At 58.0% G+C, this 22,685-nt stretch carries 20 protein-coding genes; 11 read left to right on the forward strand and 9 right to left on the reverse strand.

Annotated elements, in window-relative coordinates:
- Window position 1 precedes the first annotated feature (1 nt).
- Together K5E19_RS14465 and K5E19_RS14470 are read left to right on the forward strand one after the other, a co-directional pair.
- The gene (locus K5E19_RS14465) at window positions 2–952 is read left to right on the forward strand and encodes an iron-siderophore ABC transporter substrate-binding protein (RefSeq protein WP_221551839.1); all 951 of its coding nucleotides are present in this window, start codon (window positions 2–4) and stop codon (window positions 950–952) included.
- Window positions 949–1,824: a MurR/RpiR family transcriptional regulator gene (locus tag K5E19_RS14470; RefSeq protein ID WP_221551840.1), complete on the forward strand. Its 876-nt coding sequence runs from the start codon at window positions 949–951 to the stop codon at window positions 1,822–1,824. Before K5E19_RS14465 ends, K5E19_RS14470 begins: the two co-directional genes overlap by 4 nt.
- Window positions 1,825–1,853: 29 nt before the next feature.
- Here the strand turns inward: K5E19_RS14470 and K5E19_RS14475 are convergent, their stop codons facing one another.
- On the reverse strand, window positions 1,854–2,693 hold the full coding sequence (locus tag K5E19_RS14475; protein WP_221551841.1) for an AraC family transcriptional regulator: 840 nt from the start codon (window positions 2,691–2,693) through the stop codon (window positions 1,854–1,856).
- A 166-nt stretch (window positions 2,694–2,859) separates the two neighbouring features.
- Here K5E19_RS14475 and K5E19_RS14480 point away from each other — a divergent pair, with 166 nt between their 5' ends.
- Genes K5E19_RS14480 through K5E19_RS14490 form a run of 3 tightly spaced genes read left to right on the forward strand, consistent with a single transcriptional unit; the run spans window position 2,860 to window position 7,187 of the window.
- Window positions 2,860–4,674, forward strand: a complete 1,815-nt coding sequence (locus tag K5E19_RS14480; RefSeq protein WP_221551842.1) for a DUF2264 domain-containing protein — start codon at window positions 2,860–2,862, stop codon at window positions 4,672–4,674.
- 32 nt (window positions 4,675–4,706) lie between these two features.
- A complete protein-coding gene (locus K5E19_RS14485) occupies window positions 4,707–5,972 on the forward strand; it encodes an oligosaccharide MFS transporter (RefSeq protein WP_221551843.1) in 1,266 nt (421 codons plus the stop codon).
- Between the two features lie 27 nt (window positions 5,973–5,999).
- Window positions 6,000–7,187: a glycoside hydrolase family 88 protein gene (locus tag K5E19_RS14490; protein WP_221551844.1), complete on the forward strand. Its 1,188-nt coding sequence runs from the start codon at window positions 6,000–6,002 to the stop codon at window positions 7,185–7,187.
- Between the two features lie 32 nt (window positions 7,188–7,219).
- On the opposite strand, the gene lysM is transcribed toward K5E19_RS14490, so the two are convergent.
- The 5 genes from lysM to qseB all read right to left on the reverse strand — a co-directional run bounded on the left by lysM (window position 7,220) and on the right by qseB (window position 10,838).
- Window positions 7,220–7,660 (reverse strand): peptidoglycan-binding protein LysM, encoded by a 441-nt coding sequence (lysM, locus tag K5E19_RS14495; protein WP_010435614.1) that lies wholly within the window; start codon window positions 7,658–7,660, stop codon window positions 7,220–7,222.
- A gap of 152 nt (window positions 7,661–7,812) precedes the next feature.
- Window positions 7,813–8,127 carry a putative quinol monooxygenase gene (locus K5E19_RS14500; RefSeq protein ID WP_221551845.1) on the reverse strand — a complete coding sequence of 105 codons (315 nt, stop codon included), beginning with the start codon at window positions 8,125–8,127 and terminating at the stop codon, window positions 7,813–7,815.
- Window positions 8,128–8,158: 31 nt separating this feature from the next.
- Entirely contained in the window at window positions 8,159–8,740 is a 582-nt protein-coding gene (locus K5E19_RS14505) for an NAD(P)H-dependent oxidoreductase (protein ID WP_047347835.1), read from the reverse strand.
- 104 nt (window positions 8,741–8,844) lie between these two features.
- The gene (qseC, locus tag K5E19_RS14510) at window positions 8,845–10,182 is read right to left on the reverse strand and encodes a quorum sensing histidine kinase QseC (protein WP_221551846.1); all 1,338 of its coding nucleotides are present in this window, start codon (window positions 10,180–10,182) and stop codon (window positions 8,845–8,847) included.
- Window positions 10,179–10,838 carry a quorum sensing response regulator transcription factor QseB gene (qseB, locus tag K5E19_RS14515; protein WP_221551848.1) on the reverse strand — a complete coding sequence of 220 codons (660 nt, stop codon included), beginning with the start codon at window positions 10,836–10,838 and terminating at the stop codon, window positions 10,179–10,181. Before qseB ends, qseC begins: the two co-directional genes overlap by 4 nt.
- Before the next feature lie 139 nt (window positions 10,839–10,977).
- Here qseB and K5E19_RS14520 point away from each other — a divergent pair, with 139 nt between their 5' ends.
- The 4 genes from K5E19_RS14520 (at window position 10,978) to ftsP (ending at window position 16,131) form a co-directional block, all read left to right on the forward strand.
- The gene (locus K5E19_RS14520; protein WP_221551850.1) at window positions 10,978–11,379 is read left to right on the forward strand and encodes a YgiW/YdeI family stress tolerance OB fold protein; all 402 of its coding nucleotides are present in this window, start codon (window positions 10,978–10,980) and stop codon (window positions 11,377–11,379) included.
- Between the two features lie 118 nt (window positions 11,380–11,497).
- The gene (gene parC / locus K5E19_RS14525) at window positions 11,498–13,756 is read left to right on the forward strand and encodes a DNA topoisomerase IV subunit A (protein WP_221551851.1); all 2,259 of its coding nucleotides are present in this window, start codon (window positions 11,498–11,500) and stop codon (window positions 13,754–13,756) included.
- Window positions 13,757–13,921: 165 nt separating this feature from the next.
- On the forward strand, window positions 13,922–14,659 hold the full coding sequence (gene plsC / locus K5E19_RS14530; protein WP_010435607.1) for a 1-acylglycerol-3-phosphate O-acyltransferase: 738 nt from the start codon (window positions 13,922–13,924) through the stop codon (window positions 14,657–14,659).
- Window positions 14,660–14,718: 59 nt separating this feature from the next.
- Window positions 14,719–16,131: a cell division protein FtsP gene (gene ftsP / locus K5E19_RS14535; RefSeq protein ID WP_221551853.1), complete on the forward strand. Its 1,413-nt coding sequence runs from the start codon at window positions 14,719–14,721 to the stop codon at window positions 16,129–16,131.
- Between the two features lie 30 nt (window positions 16,132–16,161).
- On the opposite strand, the gene K5E19_RS14540 is transcribed toward ftsP, so the two are convergent.
- On the reverse strand, window positions 16,162–17,637 hold the full coding sequence (locus K5E19_RS14540) for a TrkH family potassium uptake protein (protein ID WP_221551855.1): 1,476 nt from the start codon (window positions 17,635–17,637) through the stop codon (window positions 16,162–16,164).
- Between the two features lie 200 nt (window positions 17,638–17,837).
- Between K5E19_RS14540 and K5E19_RS14545 the strand changes: the two genes are divergently transcribed.
- Complete coding sequence (locus K5E19_RS14545; protein ID WP_221551856.1) at window positions 17,838–20,012, forward strand: YgiQ family radical SAM protein; 2,175 nt, start codon at window positions 17,838–17,840, stop codon at window positions 20,010–20,012.
- 114 nt (window positions 20,013–20,126) lie between these two features.
- The gene (locus K5E19_RS14550) at window positions 20,127–20,528 is read left to right on the forward strand and encodes a carboxypeptidase-like regulatory domain-containing protein (RefSeq protein WP_221551858.1); all 402 of its coding nucleotides are present in this window, start codon (window positions 20,127–20,129) and stop codon (window positions 20,526–20,528) included.
- Between the two features lie 41 nt (window positions 20,529–20,569).
- Here the strand turns inward: K5E19_RS14550 and dkgA are convergent, their stop codons facing one another.
- Window positions 20,570–21,397, reverse strand: a complete 828-nt coding sequence (gene dkgA / locus K5E19_RS14555; RefSeq protein ID WP_120158629.1) for a 2,5-didehydrogluconate reductase DkgA — start codon at window positions 21,395–21,397, stop codon at window positions 20,570–20,572.
- A gap of 105 nt (window positions 21,398–21,502) precedes the next feature.
- Window positions 21,503–22,666, reverse strand: coding sequence for an alcohol dehydrogenase (gene yqhD, locus K5E19_RS14560; RefSeq protein ID WP_221551860.1), 1,164 nt, complete (start codon window positions 22,664–22,666; stop codon window positions 21,503–21,505).
- Between the last annotated feature and the right edge of the window lie 19 nt (window positions 22,667–22,685).

The following is a 22,685-nucleotide window of genomic DNA, read 5'->3' on the forward strand; positions in this document are numbered from 1 at the left end:
GATGCGCGTACTTTTGACAATGCTGTTGCTGGTAGGGTTTGTGGCGAGTGCGGCGGAGCCGACGCAGACGTTTACAGACGATCTGAACCGCAAGGTGGTGGTGCCGGTGCATCCGAAGCGGATCGTCTCGTTGCACGATCTGGATATCACCATCCCGCTGATTGAGCTTGGCGTGCCCCCGGTTGCCAGCCACGGCCGCACCCGACCGGATGGCAGCCATTTTCTGCGTTCCAGCGGCATGTTAACCGGCGTTGATTTTGATAATTCCGACATCAAATTCATCGGCACTGCCGATATCGACATTGAAGCCATCGCCGCCGCGAAGCCGGACCTGATCATCACCGAGCCGACCCGCAACACGCCGGTAGAACAACTTGAAAAAATTGCCCCGACGGTGAGCATCGATCACCTCGACGGCGGTGCGCCCGAAATCTACCGCAAGCTGGCGCAGCTCACCGGTACGCAGGCGCGGCTGAAGGTTCTGGAGCGTCGCTATCAGGAGCAAATCAAGGCTCTGAAAGCGACTATCGACACCCGCTCGTTAACCGTGTCGGTGATTCAGGCCAATCAGGGCAAAATCAACGCCATGCACAGCTACCACTCGCTTGGACGCGTGCTGCGCGACGCAGGATTTAAGTTCCCACCGCTGATCGAGAGCATCCCGGACGGTGGGCGTATTGACGTCAGCGCCGAGCGCCTGCCGGAGCTGGATGCCGATTTTGTCTTCGCCACCTGGCGCGGCGATACCGGCGGCAAGCCGCAGGACGAGCTGGCGGCGATGGACGCGGTGATGCCGGGCTGGTGTCAGTTCCTTAACGCCTGCCGCACCGGGCATTACGTGCTCATCTCCCGCGAGGAGGCGATTTCGAACTCGTTTGCCTCGTTAGGCCTGATGGCCGCACAGGTGCAGTCGCAAATTGCGGGGCGTCCGCTGCCGGAGGCCTCACGGTGATCCGCAAAGTCGATGTCTACGGTGACCGCTTCCGTTCGCGGGCGAACCAGCTGACGCCACGGCTGCTGCTGGTGGCGCGCTATATCAATGAGAACCGGGAAACGGTCATGGAGCAGACGGCAATGGAGATTGCGACGCTGCTTAACACCTCGGATGCCACCGTCGTTCGCGCTATCCAGGCGCTCGGTTTTGCCGGATTGCGCGATCTCAAGCAGACGCTCGAGCAGTGGTTCGGCCCCGTGGTGACCTCCAGCGAGAAAATGTCGACCACGGTGAATACACTGACCAGCGATGTGAATACGAGCATTGATTTCGTGCTGGAAGGGCATCGGCACACCTGCGAGGTGCTGTCTGAACCACACAACCGCAATGCGATGGCGCAGGCCGTGTCGCTGCTGGCGCAGGCGAGGCAGGTCGCTATTTTTGGCATTGGCGCATCCGGTATTCTGGCCGATTACACCGCCAGGTTGTTCAGCCGTATGGGACTGCCCGCGATCCCGCTCAACCGCACCGGAATAGGGCTTGCCGAACAGCTTATTGCGCTTCAGCGCGGCGACGTGCTGATCATGATGGCGCAGAAATCCGCGCACCGGGAAGGGCAGACCACGCTGCGCGAGGCGAAGCGTCTCGGCATTCCGACCATTTTGCTGACCAACGCTACCGACTCGCGCTTCAGCAAAGAGGCCAGCGTGGTGATCCACGTCCCGCGCGGCGGCGAGAAGGGCAAAATCCCGCTGCACGGTACGGTGCTGCTGTGTCTGGAGATGATTATTTTATCCGTCGCCTCCACCGAGCCGCAGCGCACCATCAAGTCGATAAAGCGTATCAACGAGTTGCATCGTGGATTAAAGCCGGGGAAGAAAAGCGGTTGATTTTCCCCCTCTCCCTTTGGGAGAGGGCGTCAAACCGCACGATGGTTCTTCCGATACTGCAGCGGCGTCTCGCCAATCCCTTTTTTAAACGCGCTGATGAACCACGTCACGTCGGAAAAGCCCGTCTGCAGCGCGATGTCTCGCACGCTCGAATCCGTGTGCAGTAAACACTCGCAGGCCTTGCGTAGCCTTAACGTATTCAGATAGTGGTGGATCTTCTCGCCCGTCTCAGCATGGAATTTTCGCGACACGTAGCTGCGCGATTTCCCCAACTCTTCGGCCAGCGCGTCGAGGCGAAATTTCTCCCGGTAATGCTCGTCCAGCCAGAACATCACCCGGCTGGCGATCCCCTGGCTGCTGCCCGGCGTGCCGTCGCGATCGTCGGGCAGCATGGCAAACAGGCCGATCAGCAGCCCGGCGATGGCCTCGCTGTTCATGGGCGACTGATAACAGCTCAGCAGATAATCGACATGGTGTCGGCAATGCGCCAGGTCTGCGACCCACGCCTCGCCGCCGCGGCGTGAAAGCCGCTCCAGCCGCTGCCGGGTTTGCGGGAAATCACGCAGGTTTTTCAGCACGGCGTGATGATCGAGATGAATGATGGTGCGTCGGTAAATGGCCTCCGCCTGTGCGTCTACCATCACCTTGTGCAGGGTAAAGGGTGGGAAGAAAAACAGCCGCCCGGGGCGCATGGTGTAATGGCGGTTGTCGACAATCGCGACGCCAAACCCTTCTTCCACATAGAGAATTTCCAGACACTGATGCCAGTGGTGGTAACGCACGGTATTGGCGAACAGGCGGCTGAACGACACCACGGCGTCGTTTAAGGCAATCAGCTCCAGACGATCGGATGTTGGCGTGTCGCGCATAGTGCAATAAAACTCAACTTTTTCCCGTCAGACACTATTTATAAACCACCTTTTTAAATTTTCTTAACTGTGGGTTTATTCATCGTTCTCACCTGTGACGCGGCTAACATTTCTGCCCCTTGCGGATTCACTATGCTTTGCCGCAGTTGATGACGAGGGCAAACCTATGTGGGCGGCAAACAAAGAAAAATCAAATCCGTTGTCTTCACGCCGGGACGTGGTGGCGTATTTAAACGCGATGCTGGGTGCGCTGGATAAGCAGTTTCCGCCGGGCAGTTCACGCTTTTCACTGGGCGAGACCTGCGCGCACTACGCGACGGATATCGCGCAGATGGAAGGGCTTTCCCGCGCGCTGTGGGGGCTGTTTCCGCTGATGGCGGGCGGCGAGGGCGAGTCGTGGAGTGAGAAATACCTGGACGCCATCAAACTGGGCACCGATCCGCAAAGCGCGGGCTACTGGGGGGAAACCGGCCCCTACGATCAGCGCCTGGTGGAGATGGCGGCTTACGGTCTGGGGCTTGCGCTTCTGGGACCAAAACTCACCGATTGCTTCACCGAGCGCGAAGTGATGAACCTCCACGCCTGGCTCAGCCAGATTACCGACGCGCAGATGCCGGACAGCAACTGGAACTATTTCGCCATCATGGTCCAGCTTGGATTCAAGCGCGCCGGGCTGCCGTATGACCAGCGCGCCATCGACCGCCGCTTTGCGCTGATGGATGCCTACTATCTGGGCGACGGCTGGTATTCTGACGGTCCGGGGCGTCCGAAAGATTATTACATCTCAATGGCCTTTCACTTCTACGGCCTGATCTACGCCACGCTCAGCGGCGACGAGGCGAGGGCGGACGTGCTGCGCGAGCGCTCGCGCCTGTTCGCAGAAGACTTTATCTACTGGTCCGCAGCAGATGGTGCCTCGGTGCCGTTTGGCCGCAGCCTGACCTACCGCTTTGCGATGGTCGCGTTCTGGAGCGCGGTGGCTTTTTCCGGGCTGGAGGTGTTCACGCCGGGCATCGTGAAGGGCATTATTCTGCGCCATCTGCGCTGGTGGCAGCAGCAGCCGATTACCGATCGCGACGGCATTTTGACGCTCGGCTTTGCCTATCCGAACCTGGCGATGTGTGAGGACTATAACTCGCCCGGTTCGCCGTACTGGGCGCTGAAAACCTGGCTCATTCTGGCGCTGCCGGAGACGCATCCGTTCTGGCTGGCCGACGAGCAGCCGCTGCCCTCGCTGGCTGAAAAGCGTGTGATTCCGCATGCTCAGCAGATCCTTATTCATGCGGAAAAGTCGCAGCACGTCACCCTGCTCGTCGCCGGTCAGCTGGAGCTGAACAACTACGTCAATACCGACGCCAAATACACCAAATTTGCTTACTCCAGCCGCTTTGGCTTCACCATTGAGCGCGGGCGCTTTGGCCTGAAACATGCGGCCTGCGACTCGATGCTGCTGCTGGCGGACGGAGACGATTACTACCGCGGCCGTCGCGAATGTGAGGACGTTCGGGTGGATGAAAACTATATCTACTCGCGCTGGTCGCCGTGGCACGACGTGCATATCGACACCTGGCAAATCCCCTTTGGCGAGTGGCATCTGCGCCTGCACCGCATCAACAGCGCGCGTGCGCTGCAAACGGCCGAGGGCGGGTTTGCGGTGATGAAAACCGAACACCAGATCCGCGAGCGAGGCTGTTATCTCAAGGCCGAGAACGGCAGCAGCGCGATTGTCGATCTCTCACCCGCCATCACGCGCGTGCCGGACAGCCTCGTCACGCCGCCGAATAGCAGCATCATGTTTCCGGAGTGTGCCGCCATTCCGCTGTTAAAAACCGATATCCCTCTGGGAGAAAGCTGGCTCTGCTGCGCCGTCTTTGCCAGCGAAAAGCACAATATTGCGGCCAGACCGCAGCTGAAAATCACCCAAAACCAGGTCGAGATCCGCGAGCCTGGAGGCGAACGTCAGGTGGCGTTCACATTATAAAAATTCTGACCCTACACCTCGGCGAGGATGGTATGAAAAATACATCGATAACCAACAGAACCGAATATTACAAAATCAGCAGTTTTATTTTTCTCTATTTCTTTACCTGGTCCGCCAGTATTGGCCTGCTGGCTATCTGGCTCGGTCAAAAAGCGAATCTCAGCGGGGCGGTGATTGGCACCGTATTCGCAGTGAACGGTATTTTTTCCGTTATTCTCAAACCCATCTACGGCTATATTCTTGATAAAATCGGCATGAGCAAATACCTGCTCTATTTTGTGGTCGCGATGTCGGCCCTGATGGCGCCGTTCTTTATTTACGTCTATCAGCCGCTGTTAATCTCCAACACCATGTTGGGGATAATTATCGGCGCGCTCTACTTGAGCTTTGCCTGGTATGCGGGCGTGGCGGCGTGTGAATCCTATTCTGACCGCTTCAGCCGTCTGAACGGCATGGAGTTCGGGCAGATCCGCATGTGGGGCTCGCTCGGCTGGGCGGTGGCGTCGTCCTTCTCCGGCCTGCTGTTTAACCTCTCGCCCGCGTATAACTTTATTATGGGCAGCGTGACCTCAGTGGTGATGCTGATTGTCCTGCTGAGCCTGAAAGTGAACACTAACTCCGTTCACGCCGGTGAGGTGCTGACCAAAGAGAAAATCGCCCCTTCGGACGTGTACGCTCTGCTGCGCAGCCGTAAATTCTGGGCGTTCTGCCTGTACGTGGCGGGCGTGGCGTGGATGATGTTTATCGCCGAGCAGCAGTTCTCGCGCTATTTCGTTACCTTCTTTGACGATATCCACCAGGGCAACGCGGTGTTCGGTTATTTGGGCACCGTGCAGTCAGGCATGGAGTTCGTCATGTATATGGTGATCCCGCTGTTCGTGAATTTTATTGGTGCCAAGCGCGGGCTGTTAATTGTCGGTCTGGTGGTGGGGGCGCGTCTGATTATTTCCGGCATGTGCGATTCCCACCTGTTAATTTCCGTGCTGAAGCCGCTGTACGGCCTGGAAATCTGCCTGCTGCTGGTCTCCGTCTTTAAATACATCGCTGAACATTTCGATAAGCGCGTGAATGCCACCATGTATTTACTGGGCTATCAGGCAATGCTGTACGTCGGCAACGTGGTCGTCTCTTCGCCTGCCGGATATATGTATGACCGCATCGGCTTTGAGCAGACCTATATCATCATGGGCGCCACGGCGCTGACCTTTACCCTTATTTCTGCCTTCACGTTATCCGCCTGTCAGAGCAAATGGCGCGGTGCCCGCACGCTGAACGTTGCAGAAACCTCTACCCGATAATTACGCCGTCAAAGAAGGAACCGAATTATGTTAAGTCGTATCAAAGAGGAGCGCCTGCCTGCGATTGCCGCGCCCGTTGACCCACGCGCGTTTAGCGATGAACTCAGCTCGGCACGCGGTCATGTCCTCGACCTGATTAGCCGTCATTTAACGGAATTCGGCGAGCAGTTCCCGGCAGAAACCTGCAGGGACGGCTTTTACCCGCTGACCGACAACGTGGAGTGGACCACCAGCTTCTGGACCGGCCAGCTGTGGCTGGCGTGGGAGATGAGCGGCGAGGAGAAATTCCGCGCGATGGCGGAAAAGCACGTGCGTTCGTTCGGCCTGCGCATCGCCGGGCGCAATGACACCAACACCCACGATTTGGGCTTCCTGTACACGCTCTCCTGCGTGGCCGCCTGGCGGCTGACCGGGAACCGTGAGGCGCGCGGCTTCTCCCTGCTGGCGGCGGAAGCCCTGCTGGAGCGCTTCCATGAGAAGGCGAAGATCATTCAGGCGTGGGGCGATCTGGCCGATCCGGAACAGGCCGGGCGGATGATCATTGACTGCAACATGAACCTGCCGTTGCTCTACTGGGCGACGGAACAAACCGGCGATCCGCGCTTTGCCGAGGCTGCAAAAGCGCACGTGATGCAGGCCGCGACGTACCTGATTCGTGAGGATGCCTCGACGTTCCACACCTACTATATGGACGTGAACACCGGCGCGCCGCGCTACGGCAATACCCAGCAGGGTTATGCCGACGACTCGTGCTGGTCGCGCGGGCAGGCGTGGGGAATTTACGGCTTCCTGCTGAGCTATATCTACACCGGTGACGAGACGATGATCGCCCTGTCGAAGCGGCTGGCGAACTATTTCCTCAACCGACTGCCGGAGGATTACGTCTGCCACTGGGATCTGGCGCTGGTGGGCACCGACGCGCTGCGCGATTCGTCCTCGGCGGCCATCGCGGTATGCGGGCTGCTGGAGCTGGTGAAGCATCTGCCGGTGACGGATCCTGACCGCGAGCGCTATCTGGAGTGGGCGAAAGGGATCATGTCGTCGCTGACGAAGCACTACCTGATGGGCAAAGACGAAAAGGGCAACGGGCTGCTGAAGCACTCGGTGTATCACCTGGCGAGCAATAAAGGGGTGGATGAGTGCGCAAGCTGGGGGGATTACTTCTACGTTGAGGCGCTGGTGCGCTTTACGCAAAGCTGGAAATCGTACTGGTAAAACAGTCGGGGGAAATACCCCCGACTATGCGCTTATGCTTTCGGGATGCGCAGCGTCTGGCCTGGATAAATTTTATCCGGGCTGGAGAGCATCGGGCGGTTCGCCTCGAAGATCTTGTTGTACTGGTTGGCATTGCCATACACCGTTTTGGAGATGGCGCTCAGGGTGTCACCTGATTTAACCGTGTAGTAGGTCGCTTCATCTTCGGCATCGGTGGCGGTGATGTTGTTCTCCACCTCGCTCACCCCCGCGATGTTCCCCACGGCAACCTGAATTTTCTCTTTCTGCTCTTGCGTCAGCCCGTCACCCGTCACGCTGGCTTTGCCGTCGGTAACGGTGACCTGGACTTTATCCGCGCCAGGAATATTCAGCTTTTTGAGGTGCTCGCTGACTTTGTCGCTCTGACCTTTATGATCGGTCAGGTTATCCCACAACTTTTCGCCTGCTTCTTTTACGAAGTTAAAAAGACCCATTCCATCCTCCTGTTAACAATGAAGTCAGAATAAGCATAGCAGTTGGGTGTTAAGGTGATAAAAAAGCCCGGTGGCGTTAGCGCTTACCGGGCCTACGGGGCAGGTTTTGTAGGCCGGGTAAACGCAGTGCCACCCGGCAAATTCCACGAACCTTAAACCCCTTGCTCCAGAATTCGGATATGGGTATCCAGCACGTCACCTTTTACCGCCTCGCTCCACGCCTTCATGTGCGGAGTCTGCAGGTGCGCTTCGAGGTGCGCCACGGTTTCCCAAAGTTCAACCATCATGATTGAATCCGGCGCGGTGGCCTGGAAGCTGGCGTCAGTGGCGGCATCCACCAGCGGCGCATAGCCGTGGCAGCCTTCTTCTTTCAGTACGGTTGGGATAATCTTCGCGAACTGATCCAGCACCGCCTGGCGGTGATGTTGACCTGGACGAGTACGGATTTCTGCGATAACTGTAAGCATGGTTACTACTCCTTTAATTCCAGGTTACCAGTTAAGCAAAAATTTCAGCGAGATGCTTGCGATATTCTGCGATATAGCTCGGGACGTCAGGCATTTTAATCACGTCGTTGACGATAAACGTCGGCAGCGGGTCCATGCCCAGGAACTGGTTCGCCTTGTGGAATGGCAGGTAGGCACCGTCGACGCCCACGCCTTCGAAGAACTGATCTTTCTCGGTGAAGGCTTCCATCGGGGCGTTCCAGGTCAGGGAGAGCATATATTTTTTGCCCTGAATCAGGCCGCCGGAACCGTATTTTTTGGAAGCGTCTGAACGGGTACGACCGTCGCTGGCATACAGCGAACCGTGGCCTTCGGTGAACACGTCATCCATGTATTTTTTCACGGTCCACGGCGCGCCCATCCACCAGCCCGGCATCTGCCAGATAACCACGTCGGCCCACAGGAAGTTCTGCACTTCGGCCTTCACGTCATAGTTGCTGTCCGCACGTACGACCTTAACATCATGCCCGGCGTCGCGCAGGAAACCGTCCGCGACCTCGGTCAGGGTGTCATTCAGCTGGCCTTTAGAGTGCGCGAACTCTTTCGCGCCGTTGATAATCAGAATGTTGCTCATTATTTGTCCTCGGTGATGAGAGTATGTGGGGGATTCTACGCGCGAGGACGGAGCGGAAAAATAAGCAAAATGTGCAAAGTCTTTTGCACATAGCGCAATAATACCTACCAGCTGACGTTGACCTCACAGCCCCCTTCAGGCGCATTAGCCAGCGAGACGCGCATACCGTGGAGGGTGGCGATGCGTTTAACAATCGATAACCCCAGCCCGCTTCCGGTGGCATCTTGCCCCGGTGGACGATAAAAGCGCTCGCCAATACGTGCCAGCGCGTCGGGGGAAATCCCGGGGCCGTTGTCACGCACGGTGAAGCGCTGGCCGTCCAGCGTCACGTCCACCACGCTACCGCGCGGGCTGTAACGTACCGCATTATCCAGCAGGTTACGCACCAGCAGGCTCAGGAGCAGTTGTTGACCCGCGCGTTTCACCTCTGGTGCATGGATGTTCAGGCGCACATCAATGCCCGCCTGCTGCGCCGGATGATAAATATCCATCACCGCGGATTGCAGTAAATCGGCCATGACAATCGGCTCGACGCCGTCCAGGTTATCCAGCGAATCCAGGCGCGACAGCGTCAGGAGTTGATCCACCAGCCGGGAAGCGCGGTCGATACCCGCATGAAGCTGCGAAAGGGCTTTGGACTGCGCCTCGGGATCGTCCTGATACAGCTGCGCCACATCGGTTTGCACCTTCAGGGCGGCTAACGGGCTGCGCAGCTCGTGGGCGGCATCGGAGGTAAAGCGGCGCTCGCGGCTCATCATCTCTTGTGTGCGCATAAACAGGTGATTCAGCGCGTCTAGCAGCGGACGCACCTCTGTGGGTACCCCCTCCGTCGGCAGCTTATCGGTGGCATCCGGCGTGCGGGAGCGCAGGGTCTGCGCCAGCTTTTTCAGCGGCTTCAGCTCGCGGCTCAGTAGCAGGATCAGCAACAGCAGCATCATGGGCAGCGCCACCAGCCACGGCGTAAGCTGCGAGCTTACCACGTCCAGCGCCATCTCCTGGCGATACTCCCACTCCTGACCGACCACCACGCGGTATTTACCGTCCGGCGACGTCAGCCATAAAAAGCGCCATTCGTCGTTATCGTCCTGAAGCCGCCCGTCATCAAACCCGTCGCGACGGTAGTGATACGGAATATCGCGCCCGTTTTCACCGTCGTTGAGGATCATGCTGCCGTCGGCGCTAAAGATGGCGAAGGCTAGGGCGTCATCGTCCAGATGCCCGTGTTTGGCTTTTTTGGGCACCTCGCGCATGCGCTCCGGCGCGCGGATCTCGTCCAGGTCCATCGTCAGCAGACGTTTGGCAAACAGCATCTGCTGGGTATCAAAGAGCTTGTCGAGCTTATGCGTCGTTTGCTGCCACGCGACCAGGCTGGCGGCAAACCAGGCCGTCAGAGAGAGCAGCAGGAAAAGCAGCGTCAGGCGGACCTTCAGGCTCAGTTTCATGCGTCACCCAGGGTATAGCCGATGCCGTGCACGGTGCGGATAAACTCGCTCCCGAGCTTGCGGCGAAGATGATGGACGTGAACTTCCACGGCGTTGCTGGAGACATCGTCATCCCAGCTATAGAGCTTTTCTTCAATTGCTTTGCGGGGCAGCACGCGGCCCGCGTTACGCATCAGCAGCTCCAGCAGGGCGAACTCTTTTGGCTTGAGGGTCAGCGTTTCGCCCTCCAGCGTGGCGACAAGGCTCGTCGGGTCGAGCGTGACCTTACCGTGACGCAGCTCGCTGCGTGTCTGGCCGTGGCTGCGGCGTACCAGCGCTTCAAGGCGTGCAGCCACTTCGATCAGGGCAAACGGCTTGCAGAGATAATCATCCGCGCCCAGACGCAGCCCCTCGACGCGCTGGTTCAGCGCATCCCGCGCCGTCAGAATCAGTACCGGCTCGCTGCGCCCGCTTTCGCGCCAGGCGCGTAGGATCTCCAGCCCGTCGATCTCCGGCAGCGTCAGATCCAGCACCACGGCATCATAGGGCGCGCTATACAGCGCGGCCTGACCGGTTTTCCCGTCGGTAAACCAGTCTACGTTAAACCCCATTTTGCTCAGGCCCGCCTTGATGCCGTCGCCGATGAGCTTGTCGTCTTCTACCAGTAAAATGCGCATGTTCCCTCCTTGATGCGGTCAGTAAACCCTCTGAATCAACATGCTGTACAGTAAAAATAAATAAATTTTCCCCTTAAGAAGTTGTTAAGGATTACCCTGTTTAATGGACTGCGAAACCACATTAAAGGGAGAGATTAAGATGAAAAAATTCGCTGCACTTGCTGCCATCATGATGATGACCACTGCCCCCGTTTTTGCCGCGCAGGGCGGGTTTAACGGTCCGTCCGCAACCGCGACCCAGACGCAAACCCAGCAGGGTGGTTTTGTGGATAACAACGCCAACCTGACGACGGCGGCAAAAGTGAAAGAGCTGAAGGACGATGCCTGGGTGAAGCTGCGCGGGAACATCACCGAGCGCCTGTCTGATGACCGCTACACCTTCCGCGATGAAACCGGCACGGTGGTGGTTGAGATCGACCACAAGCGCTGGAACGGCGTGACCGTCAGCCCGCAGGACAAGGTCGAACTCCAGGGTAAAGTCGATAAAGACTGGAACGAGTTTGAAATCGACGTGAAGCAGGTCATCAAGCTGAACAAATAACCCGAAAAGGGCCGCCTGTGCGGCCCTTTTTCTTTGTGACTCAATTCGTCAGATGAGGTAGTATCTGCGGCAATATTGCCTGAAACCCTTCGGTTTCTGAGTTGAGGAATCACACGTAATGAGCGATATGGCAGAGCGCCTCGCGCTACATGAATTCACGGAAAACGCCTACCTGAACTACTCCATGTACGTCATCATGGACAGGGCGTTGCCGTTTATCGGGGATGGCCTGAAGCCCGTTCAGCGCCGCATCGTCTATGCGATGTCCGAATTGGGGCTGAACGCCACCGCCAAGTTCAAGAAATCCGCCCGTACCGTCGGTGACGTACTGGGTAAATACCATCCGCACGGCGACAGCGCCTGTTATGAAGCGATGGTGCTGATGGCGCAGCCGTTCTCTTACCGCTATCCGCTGGTGGACGGGCAGGGGAACTGGGGCGCGCCGGACGATCCAAAATCCTTCGCGGCGATGCGTTATACCGAATCCCGACTGTCTAAATATGCCGAAGTGCTGCTGGGCGAGCTGGGTCAGGGAACCGTTGACTGGGTGCCAAACTTCGACGGTACGATGCAGGAGCCGAAAATGCTGCCTGCGCGTCTGCCGAACATCCTGCTGAACGGCACCACCGGTATCGCGGTCGGTATGGCTACGGACATTCCGCCGCACAACCTGCGCGAAGTGGCGAAAGCCGCCATCACCCTGATCGAACAGCCGAAAACCTCGCTGGACGAGCTGCTGGATATCGTGCAGGGGCCGGACTACCCGACCGAAGCGGAGATCATCACCTCGCGCGCGGAAATCCGCAAAATCTACCAGAACGGTCGCGGCTCTGTGCGCATGCGCGCGGTGTGGAATAAAGAGGACGGCGCTGTGGTGATCACCGCGCTGCCGCATCAGGTTTCCGGTGCAAAAGTGCTGGAGCAGATCGCCTCCCAGATGCGCAATAAAAAGCTGCCGATGGTGGACGACCTGCGCGACGAATCGGATCACGAAAACCCGACCCGTCTGGTGATCGTCCCGCGTTCTAACCGCGTGGACATGGAGCAGGTGATGAACCACCTGTTCGCCACCACCGATCTGGAAAAAAGCTACCGCATCAACCTGAACATGATTGGCCTCGACGGACGACCGGCGGTGAAAAACCTGCTGGAGATCCTCACCGAATGGCTGACGTTCCGCCGCGATACGGTGCGCCGTCGTCTGAACTACCGTCTGGAAAAAGTGCTCAAGCGCCTGCATATCCTCGAAGGTTTGCTGGTGGCGTTCCTCAATATCGACGAAGTGATTGAGATCATTCGTACCGAGGACGAGCCGAAGCCCGCGCTGATGTCGCGCTTTGGCATCAGCGAAACCCAGGCCGAAGCCATCCTCGAACTGAAGCTGCGCCATCTCGCCAAACTGGAAGAGATGAAGATCCGCGGCGAGCAGAACGAGCTGGAAAAAGAGCGCGATCAACTGCAGGCGATCCTCGCGTCCGAGCGCAAGATGAACACCCTGCTGAAGAAAGAGCTGCAGGCCGATGCCGACGCTTTCGGCGACGACCGTCGTTCTCCGCTGCACGAGCGCGAAGAAGCGAAGGCGATGAACGAGCACGACATGCAGCCGTCCGAGCCGGTGACCATTGTGCTGTCGCAGAGTGGCTGGGTGCGTAGCGCCAAAGGCCACGATATCGACGCGCCGGGCCTGAGCTACAAAGCGGGCGACAGCTTCAAAGCGGCGGTGAAAGGCAAGAGCAACCAGCCGGTGGCGTTTATCGACTCCACCGGCCGTAGCTACGCCATCGACCCGATCACGCTGCCTTCCGCGCGCGGGCAGGGCGAGCCGCTGACCGGCAAGCTGACGCTGCCGCCGGGCGCGACGGTTGACCATATGCTGATGGAAGCCGACGACCAGAAGCTGCTGATGGCCTCCAATGCGGGTTACGGCTTTATCTGTACCTTTAACGATCTCGTGTCGCGTAACCGCGCCGGTAAAGCGCTGATTAGCCTGCCGGACAACGCCCACGTGATGACGCCGCTGGTGATTGAAAACGAGAGCGACATGCTGCTGGCGATCACCTCTGCCGGACGTATGCTGATGTTCCCGGTCAGCGACCTGCCGGAGCTGTCGAAAGGTAAAGGCAACAAGATCATCAACATCCCGTCGGCGGAAGCGGCGAAAGGCGAGGATGGCCTGGCGCACCTCTTCATTCTGCCGCCGCAGAGCACGCTGACGATTCATGTCGGCAAGCGTAAGATCAAACTGCGTCCGGAAGAGCTGCAGAAGGTTGTTGGCGAGCGCGGTCGTCGCGGCTCGCTGATGCGCGGCCTGCAGCGTATCGACCGCGTGGAGATTGACTCTCCTGCGCGCAGCAGCGCGGGCGACAGCGAAGAGTAACGTAACGTCTCCCCCCTCTGTTCCGGAGGGGGGCATTTCACGAAAATTTCCCGTAAAATCGTTGTTAATTCGTGCGTTGCGATTAACAATACGCGCTCGTAATAAAGTCCTTACCTGGCCACAGGTGAAGTATAATTGTCAGCTGTCAGGGCTTCAGAGGTCGCTATGCTATACATTGTTCGTCTTATTCTTACCGTTATCTACTGCATTCTGGTCTGTGTTTTCGGCTGCATCTATTGCCTGTTCAGTCCGCGTAATCCTAAGCATGTCGCCACCTTTGGCCATATGTTTGGTCGCCTTGCGCCGCTGTTTGGCCTGAAGGTTGAAAAACGACTGCCGGAAGGCGCGGAGCAGTTCGGCAATGCCATCTATATCGCTAACCATCAGAACAACTACGATATGGTGACCGCCGCAAACATCGTACTGCCGCCAACCGTGACGGTGGGGAAAAAGAGTCTGCTGTGGATCCCGTTTTTTGGCCAGCTCTATTGGCTGACGGGTAACTTGTTGATTGACCGTAATAATCGAGCCAAAGCGCACGGTACTATTGCGGAAGTGGTGAATCACTTTAAGAAACGCAAAATCTCAATCTGGATGTTCCCGGAAGGGACGCGCAGCCGTGGTCGCGGCCTGCTGCCGTTTAAAACCGGTGCGTTTCATGCTGCAATTGCGGCAGGTGTTCCAATTATTCCCGTGTGTGTTTCCAATACTTCTAATAAGATTAATCTTAACCGCCTGAATAACGGGTTGGTCATTGTCGAAATGCTGCCGCCGGTGGATACCAGTAAATATGGCAAAGATCAGGTGCGCGAACTGGCAGCCCATTGCCGTGAGCTGATGGCTCAGCATATTGCGTTGCTCGACAAAGAAGTCGCAGAGAGAGAAGCCGCCGGTAAGATCTAATCCGGCGTTATAAGGGAAAACGAATTCCCGCGTTGTTAGTCGTTTCAGATGGAGCTTATATGTCATTCAGTCGGCGTCAGTTTATTCAGGCTTCGGGTATCGCCCTTTGTGCAGGTGCGATACCGCGGACAGCCAGCGCCGCCGGGCAGCAACAGCCGCTGCCCATTCCGCCGTTGATTGAATCCCGTCGCGGGCAGCCGCTTTTCCTCACGCTACAGCGTAGCCACTGGTCCTTCACTCAGGGGACGCGCGCGCAGATATGGGGAATTAACGGGCGCTACCTTGGCCCAACCATTCGCGTGTGGAACGGCGATGACGTTAAGCTGATTTACAGTAACCGGACGACTGAAAATGTCGCGATGACCGTAAGCGGGCTGCAGGTGCCGGGGCCGTTGATCGGCGGCGCGGCGCGCATGATGTCGCCAAACGCCGACTGGGCGCCCGTCCTCCCTATCCGCCAGAGCGCGACCACGCTGTGGTACCACGCCAATACGCCAAACCGCACCGCCCAGCAGGTCTACAACGGCCTGGCCGGGATGTGGCTGATTGAGGATGAGCTGAGTAAATCGCTGCCGATCCCAAATCACTACGGCGTGGATGATTTCCCGGTCATTATTCAGGATAAACGCCTCGATAACTTCGGTACGCCGGAATACAGCGAGCCGGGCAGCGGTGGTTTTGTTGGCGATACGCTGCTGGTTAACGGCGCGCAAAGCCCCTATGTTGAAGTCTCGCGCGGCTGGGTGCGCCTGCGTCTGCTGAACGCCTCTAACTCGCGGCGCTATCAGCTGCAGATGAGCGATGGCCGTCCGCTACACGTCATCTCCGGCGACCAGGGCTTTTTACCCGCGCCGGTTTCCGTTAAACAGCTGGCACTCTCGCCGGGTGAACGTCGTGAAATCCTCGTGGATATGACCAACGGGGATGAAGTCTCCGTCACCTGTGGTGAAGCGGCGAGCATCGTTGACCGCATTCGTGGGTTCTTTGAGCCGTCGAGCATTCTCGTCTCCACGCTGGTACTGACCCTGCGCCCAACCGGCCTGCTGCCGCTGGTGACCGATAGCCTGCCGATGCGCCTGCTGCCGCAGGAGATCGTCAGCGGCTCGCCGGTGCGCAGCCGTGATATCAGCCTGGGCGACGATCCGGGTATCAACGGCGCGCTGTGGGATGTGAACCGTATCGACATTACCGCGCAGCAGGGCACCTGGGAGCGCTGGACGGTCCGTTCAGATATGCCGCAGTCGTTCCATATTGAAGGGGTGTCATTCCTGATCCGCAACGTCAACGGCGCAATGCCGTTCCCGGAAGATCGCGGCTGGAAAGACACCGTGTGGGTGGATGGTCAGGTTGAACTGCTCGTCTACTATGGTCAGCCTTCGTGGCCGCACTTCCCGTTCCTGTTCCATAGCCAGACGCTGGAGATGATGGACAGGGGCTCCGTGGGGCAGATGCTGATTAATCCCGCACCTTAACCCCAACATTCCCGGTTCGCCGGGAATGGTTTATGCCCGCCAGAAAAAGCGCGAGAACAGGATCAGCACCGGGTAAATTTCCAGGCGCCCTAGGATCATCGCCGCGCACATCAGCAGTTTTGCCCCCTCTGATAACGTGCCAAACGTTGACGCCGTCTCGCCAAACCCCAGCCCCATGTTGTTGATGCAGGCGGCGACCGTTGCGAATGACGTAAACAGGTCGTAGCCCATCAGATTGAGCGTCCAGACAAAAAAGCCTGTGATCATCACGTAGAGAAAAAAGAAGCTCCATACCGAGCGCACGACGCGGTCATTCACCACGCTTTTGCCAACCTTGACACTCAGCAACGCCCGTGGATGCGCCAGCTGGTTCATCTCCTGGATAGACTGTTTGAACATAATGAGAAAACGCAGGGCTTTGATCCCGCCGCAGGTCGAGCCTACGCAGCCGCCAAAAAAGCTGGCGCTCAACAGCAGGAAGATGGTGTGTGCGGGCCATTGGGCATAGTCGGCGGTCGAAAGGCCGTTATCAGTCATCATCGAACTGGCAAGGAAGAAGGCGTGCACCAGGCTATCGGTGACGTTGTACATCCCGGCGTGCCAGACCTGCCAGGCGGTGATGACGATAATCACCGCGGCGGCACTCAGAAAGAATTTTACCTCCGGGCTGCGGCGAATCGGTTTCAGGGTGCGTCTGACAATGGCGACGTACCAGAGGGTGAAGTTGAAGGCGGAGAGCAGCGAAAACGCCCCGGCGACAAGCTCAATCGCGTGGCTGTCATAAAACCCAATGCTCTCACTGCGGGTAGAGAATCCGCCCAACGACACGGTCGAAAGCCCGTGACAGAGGGCATCAAAAAAGGGCATCCCCGCCAGCCAGTAGGCCAGGGTGCAGGCCACGCCCAGCGCGAAGTAGGTCACCCACAGCGTGCGCGCGGTATCGGCAAGGCGGGGAGTCAGACGCTCCTCCTTGAACGGCCCCGGCATTTCGGACTGATAAAGCTTCATGCCGCCGATGCCCAGCAGCGGCAGGACCGCGACGGCCAGCACGATGACGCCTAACCCGCCGATAAAATTCAGCTGAGCGCGGTAATAAAGGTACGATTTGGGCAGGGCGCTGACGTCCCCGATCACCGTGGCCCCGGTGGTGGTGATCCCGGAAACGCCTTCAAAGAGCGCGTCGGCAAAAGAGAGCTGCAGCCCGTCATCCATCCAGAGCGGCATGGCGCTAATGACTGAAAACAGCAGCCAGAACAACACGATAATCACAAAACCGTCGCGGGTACGCAGCTGTATGCCCGCGTGACGGGTAGCCCGCCATGCCAATCCGCCAAGGCTAAAAAAGGTTAAAAAGGTGCTAAGGAACGCAAAGTAGGTCCGCTCCTTATTCAGCAGTGCGATAACCATCGGCGGCAACATCGACAGGCTGTACAGCAGAACCAGAAACCCGCAGAGGTGAAGCACAACCCGCAGCTGGGAGACATGTAACGAATCGTTGAACTTCACAAAAGCACTCCGCGCCAGAACACCTTTCCGGGGCAACTCGCCGGAAAATATAGTGAATATTATGATCCAAAATTATCAGGGCGCCGTATTTTAACGACTTCCACGAATATCTGCCTGCTTCATGCATCCTTTTCTTCAAATCTGGCGGATGAACAGCGTATAATCCCGCTCCTTTTGTCTATTTTTTCTTCGGAAGCATTATGAGCGCAATTTCCCTGATCCAGCCGGATCGTGACCTCTTCTCCTGGCCCCAGTACTGGGCGGCCTGCTTTGGACCGGCGCCGTTCCTGCCGATGTCCCGGGAAGAGATGGACCAACTGGGCTGGGATAGCTGCGACATCATTCTGGTCACGGGCGATGCCTACGTTGACCACCCGAGCTTTGGTATGGCGATTTGTGGCCGTATGCTCGAAGCGCAGGGCTTCCGCGTGGGGATCATCTCCCAGCCTGACTGGAACAGTAAAGACGACTTTATGCGTCTGGGTAAACCCAACCTGTTCTTCGGCGTGACCGCAGGCAATATGGACTCGATGATCAACCGCTACACCGCCGACCGTAAGCTGCGCCATGACGATGCCTACACGCCGGACAACGTGGCGGGCAAACGCCCCGACCGCGCGACCCTGGTCTATACCCAGCGCTGTAAAGAAGCCTGGAAAGACGTGCCGGTGATCCTGGGCGGCATCGAGGCGAGCCTGCGCCGCACCGCGCACTACGACTACTGGTCAGATACCGTTCGCCGCTCGGTGCTGGTGGATTCCAAAGCCGACATGCTGATTTACGGTAACGGCGAGCGTCCGCTGGTAGAAGTGGCGCACCGCCTGTCGCAGGGTGAGCCGGTGAGCAGCATCCGCGACGTGCGCAATACCGCCATCATGGTGAAAGAGGCGCTGCCGGGCTGGAGCGGGGTGGATTCCCGCATCATCGACATGCCGGGCAAAATCGACCCGATCCCGCACCCGTACGGTGAAGATCTGCCATGTGCCGATAACAAGCCGGTTGAGCCGAAAAAAGCGGAAGCGAAGGCTATCGTCGTGCAGCCGCCGCGCCCGAAACCGTGGGAAAAGACCTACGTGCTGCTGCCGTCCTACGAGAAGGTGAAAGCAGATAAGGTGCTCTACGCGCACGCGTCCCGTATTCTGCACCATGAAACCAACCCGGGCTGTGCCCGCGCCCTGATGCAGAAGCACGGCGAGCGCTTCATCTGGATCAATCCGCCGGCGATCCCGCTTTCCACCGAAGAGATGGACAGCGTCTTCGCGCTGCCGTACAAGCGCGTGCCGCACCCGGCGTACGGCAACGCCCGTATCCCGGCGTATGAGATGATCCGCTTCTCGATCAACATCATGCGCGGCTGCTTCGGCGGCTGTTCCTTCTGCTCCATTACCGAACACGAAGGCCGTATTATCCAGAGCCGCTCTGAAGATTCGATCATCAATGAGATCGAAGCGATTCGCGACTCGGTGCCGGGCTTTACCGGCGTGATCTCCGATCTCGGTGGCCCAACCGCAAACATGTACATGCTGCGCTGCAAGTCGCCGCGCGCGGAGCAGACCTGCCGTCGCCTCTCCTGCGTCTATCCGAGCATTTGCGAGCACATGGACACCAACCACGAGCCGACGATTAACCTCTATCGCCGCGCGCGTGACCTGAAGGGCATCAAGAAGATCCTGATCGCTTCCGGGGTCCGTTACGACATCGCCGTGGAAGATCCGCGCTACATCAAAGAGCTGGCGACACACCACGTCGGCGGCTATCTGAAGATTGCGCCTGAGCACACCGAAGAAGGCCCGCTGTCGAAAATGATGAAGCCGGGCATGGGCAGCTACGATCGTTTTAAAGAGCTGTTCGACACCTATTCGAAGCAGGCGGGTAAAGAACAGTATCTGATCCCGTACTTCATCTCCGCCCACCCGGGCACGCGCGATGAGGACATGGTGAACCTGGCGCTGTGGCTGAAGCAGCGTCGCTTCCGTCTGGATCAGGTGCAGAACTTCTATCCGTCACCGCTCGCCAACTCGACGACCATGTATTACACCGGCAAAAACCCGCTGAGTAAGATTGGCTACAAGAGTGAAGAGGTGGTGGTGCCGAAAGGGGATAAGCAGCGCCGTCTGCACAAGGCGCTGCTGCGCTATCACGATCCGAAAAACTGGCCGCTGATCCGTCAGGCGCTGGAAGAGATGGGTAAAAAACACCTGATCGGTTCGCGCCGTGACTGCCTGGTACCGGCTCCGACGCTGGATGAGATGCGCGAAGCGCGTCGCCAGAACCGCAATACGCGCCCGGCGCTGACCAAGCACACGCCGATTGTGCATCAGCGTTCGAACGGTGGTGCGGGGACGAAAAAATCGGGAAAACGTAAGATCGGTTAAACCTGTAACAAAGCCCGGTGGCGCTGCGCTTACCGGGCCTACAGGTCAGCGCGTAGGCCGGGTAAGGCAAAGCCGCCACCCGGCTTTTTTCTGCATAAGGGTAGGAGGCCCAAAATGAAAATCAGGAAGTTAACAGGAGCGATGCTGATTGGCCTGACGTTATGCGGTTGTGTAATGCACCGCCAGACACAGCCGGAAGTGGAAGGACGCCTAATCGACAGTGCAGGTAAGCCAGTCCCGGGCGCTAAAATAACATTAGAGAGGGAGCAGACGCTTTCTGACGACAACGGTCGTTTTGCTTTTCAGAGCCAGCATGAGTGGATCTTTTTTCTGCCAATAGGTCCGATGGACTGGATTTATCACACCCCGCTCCAGATAAGTGTCAACGGAAAGGAATATGAAGCAGAAGCAGGCGGCGGTCTCGGTGGGCCACATAAACTTGAAGGGGAAGCGTATAACGTTATTTGCACATTGCCTGACCTTCCCGGAGAAGCGAGATGTCAGTCCGGTTTATAGATTAAAACGAGCCCGGCGGAAGACCGGGCTCGTTTTAGGTATTATCCGCCAAACTGATCCGGATCCGGGCCTAAACGTTTACCCTTATCCAGCTTCGCAATCTCACCCAGCTCATCTTTATCCAGACGGAAATCCCAGACATCGAAGTTTTCGGCGATGCGCGACGGCGTGACCGATTTCGGGATCACCACCAGGCCGTTGTCCAGGTGCCAGCGAATGACGATCTGCGCCGGGCTTTTGCCGTACTTATCCGCCAGCTCACGGATAATTTTCTGATCAAACACCCCTTCGCCGCCCTGCGCCAGCGGGCTCCAGGATTCGGTCTGGATCTTATGCGTGGCGTTCCAGGCATGAAGCTGGCGTTGCTGCAGCAGCGGGTGCAGCTCGATCTGGTTAATCACAGGCGCAACGCCCGTTTCATCAATCAGACGCTGCAGGTGATGCACCTGGAAGTTACAGACGCCGATGCTTTTCACCAGCCCCTCTTTCTGCAGTTCAATCATCCCTTTCCAGGCATCAACGTAGTGGTCGATAGCCGGAACCGGCCAGTGCATCAGCCAGAGATCGACGAAATCGAGCTGGAGCTTTTCCAGACTTTCCTGCAGGGCTTCGCGGGGGCGTTTTTGATCGTCGTTCCACAGTTTGGTGGTGATGAATAACTCATCGCGGGGGACGCCAGCGCTGGCCAGCGCGGTCCCCACACCGTCCTCGTTTTTGTACGCGGCGGCGGTATCAATCGACCGATAGCCGACTTCCAGGGCTTTATGAATGGCGGAGACGACCTCGTCGTTACCGGCTTTCCATACACCTAGCCCCAGCTGGGGCATCACGTTGCCGTCCTGCAGCTTGATTACGGTTTGGTTTGCCATTTTTCCTCCTTCAGGTACGCATCGTCGGAGGGGTACTCCGACGATGGGGTGTGCATTAAGTCTGGACGAAATGTCAAAAAACGAAAGTCTGGAGGGCAAAAACGCTTAGCGCGCCGCTTCGTAAATACGACGGCTCACGTCCAGCGTAATGTCGCCGTGCTCGCCCAGGTGCGTCATGCCGTGCTCTTCAAGTTTCGCCAGCAGGGCAGGGATGGTGCTGCCGTCCAGACCGTAGCCAGACAGACGCGTCGGCACGCCCAGACCTTCAAAGAAGCTGCGGGTCGCTTCGATGGCGGCATCAATACGCGCATCGTCGGAACCCTCGGTGATGTTCCACACGCGCTCGGCGTACTGCAGCAGCTTGGCACGCTTGGTATCGCGTTTTTCGTTCCACAGGGCAGGCAGAACGACCGCCAGCGTCTGGGCGTGATCCAGACCGTGCATCGCCGTCAGCTCGTGGCCCAGCATGTGGGTCGCCCAGTCCTGCGGCACGCCAGCACCGATCAGGCCATTCAGCGCCTGCGTTGCCGCCCACATCACGTTGGCACGCACGTCGTAGTTTTCCGGTTCTTTCAGCGCTTTCGGGCCGTCTTCGACGAGCGTCAGCAGAATGCCTTCCGCGAAGCGATCCTGAATTTTGGCATCGACCGGATACGTGACGTACTGCTCAACGGTGTGAACAAAGGCGTCGACCACGCCGTTCGCTACCTGACGCGCAGGCAGGGTGTAGGTGTACACCGGGTCCAGAATGGCGAAGACAGGCTGAACGTGCTCGTTCATAAAGGCCTGTTTGTCACCGGTGGTTTTGCGGGAGATCACCGCGCCCTTGTTGGATTCAGAGCCAGTCGCTGGCAGGGTCAGTACGGAGCCCATCGGGATGGCGCTTTTAATGTCGCTGCCGCGGGTTTCCAGGATGTGCCACGGATCGATGCCGTCAGCGTAGTGCGCTGCCGCCGCGATGAATTTGGTGCCGTCCAGCACCGAGCCGCCGCCGACGGCCAGCAGGAAGGTGATATTTTCTTCGCGGGCGATTTTCACCGCGTTCATCAGCGTTTCGTAAGACGGGTTTGGCTCGATGCCGCCGAACTCACGCACGTCCAGACCGTCCAGGGCGCTGTAAACCTGATCCAGCACGCCGGTTTTTTTCACGCTGCCGCCACCGTAGGTGATCAGCACGCGGGCGTCCGCAGGGATTTGCGCACGCAGATCGGCGATAGCGTCTTTACCAAACAGAATGCGGGTTGGGGTGTGAAGATTAAAGTTGTTCATTGCTCGTTCCCTTTAGTGG

It is taken from the genome of Enterobacter sp. RIT637 (assembly GCF_019718755.1).
Taxonomy (GTDB): domain Bacteria; phylum Pseudomonadota; class Gammaproteobacteria; order Enterobacterales; family Enterobacteriaceae; genus Enterobacter.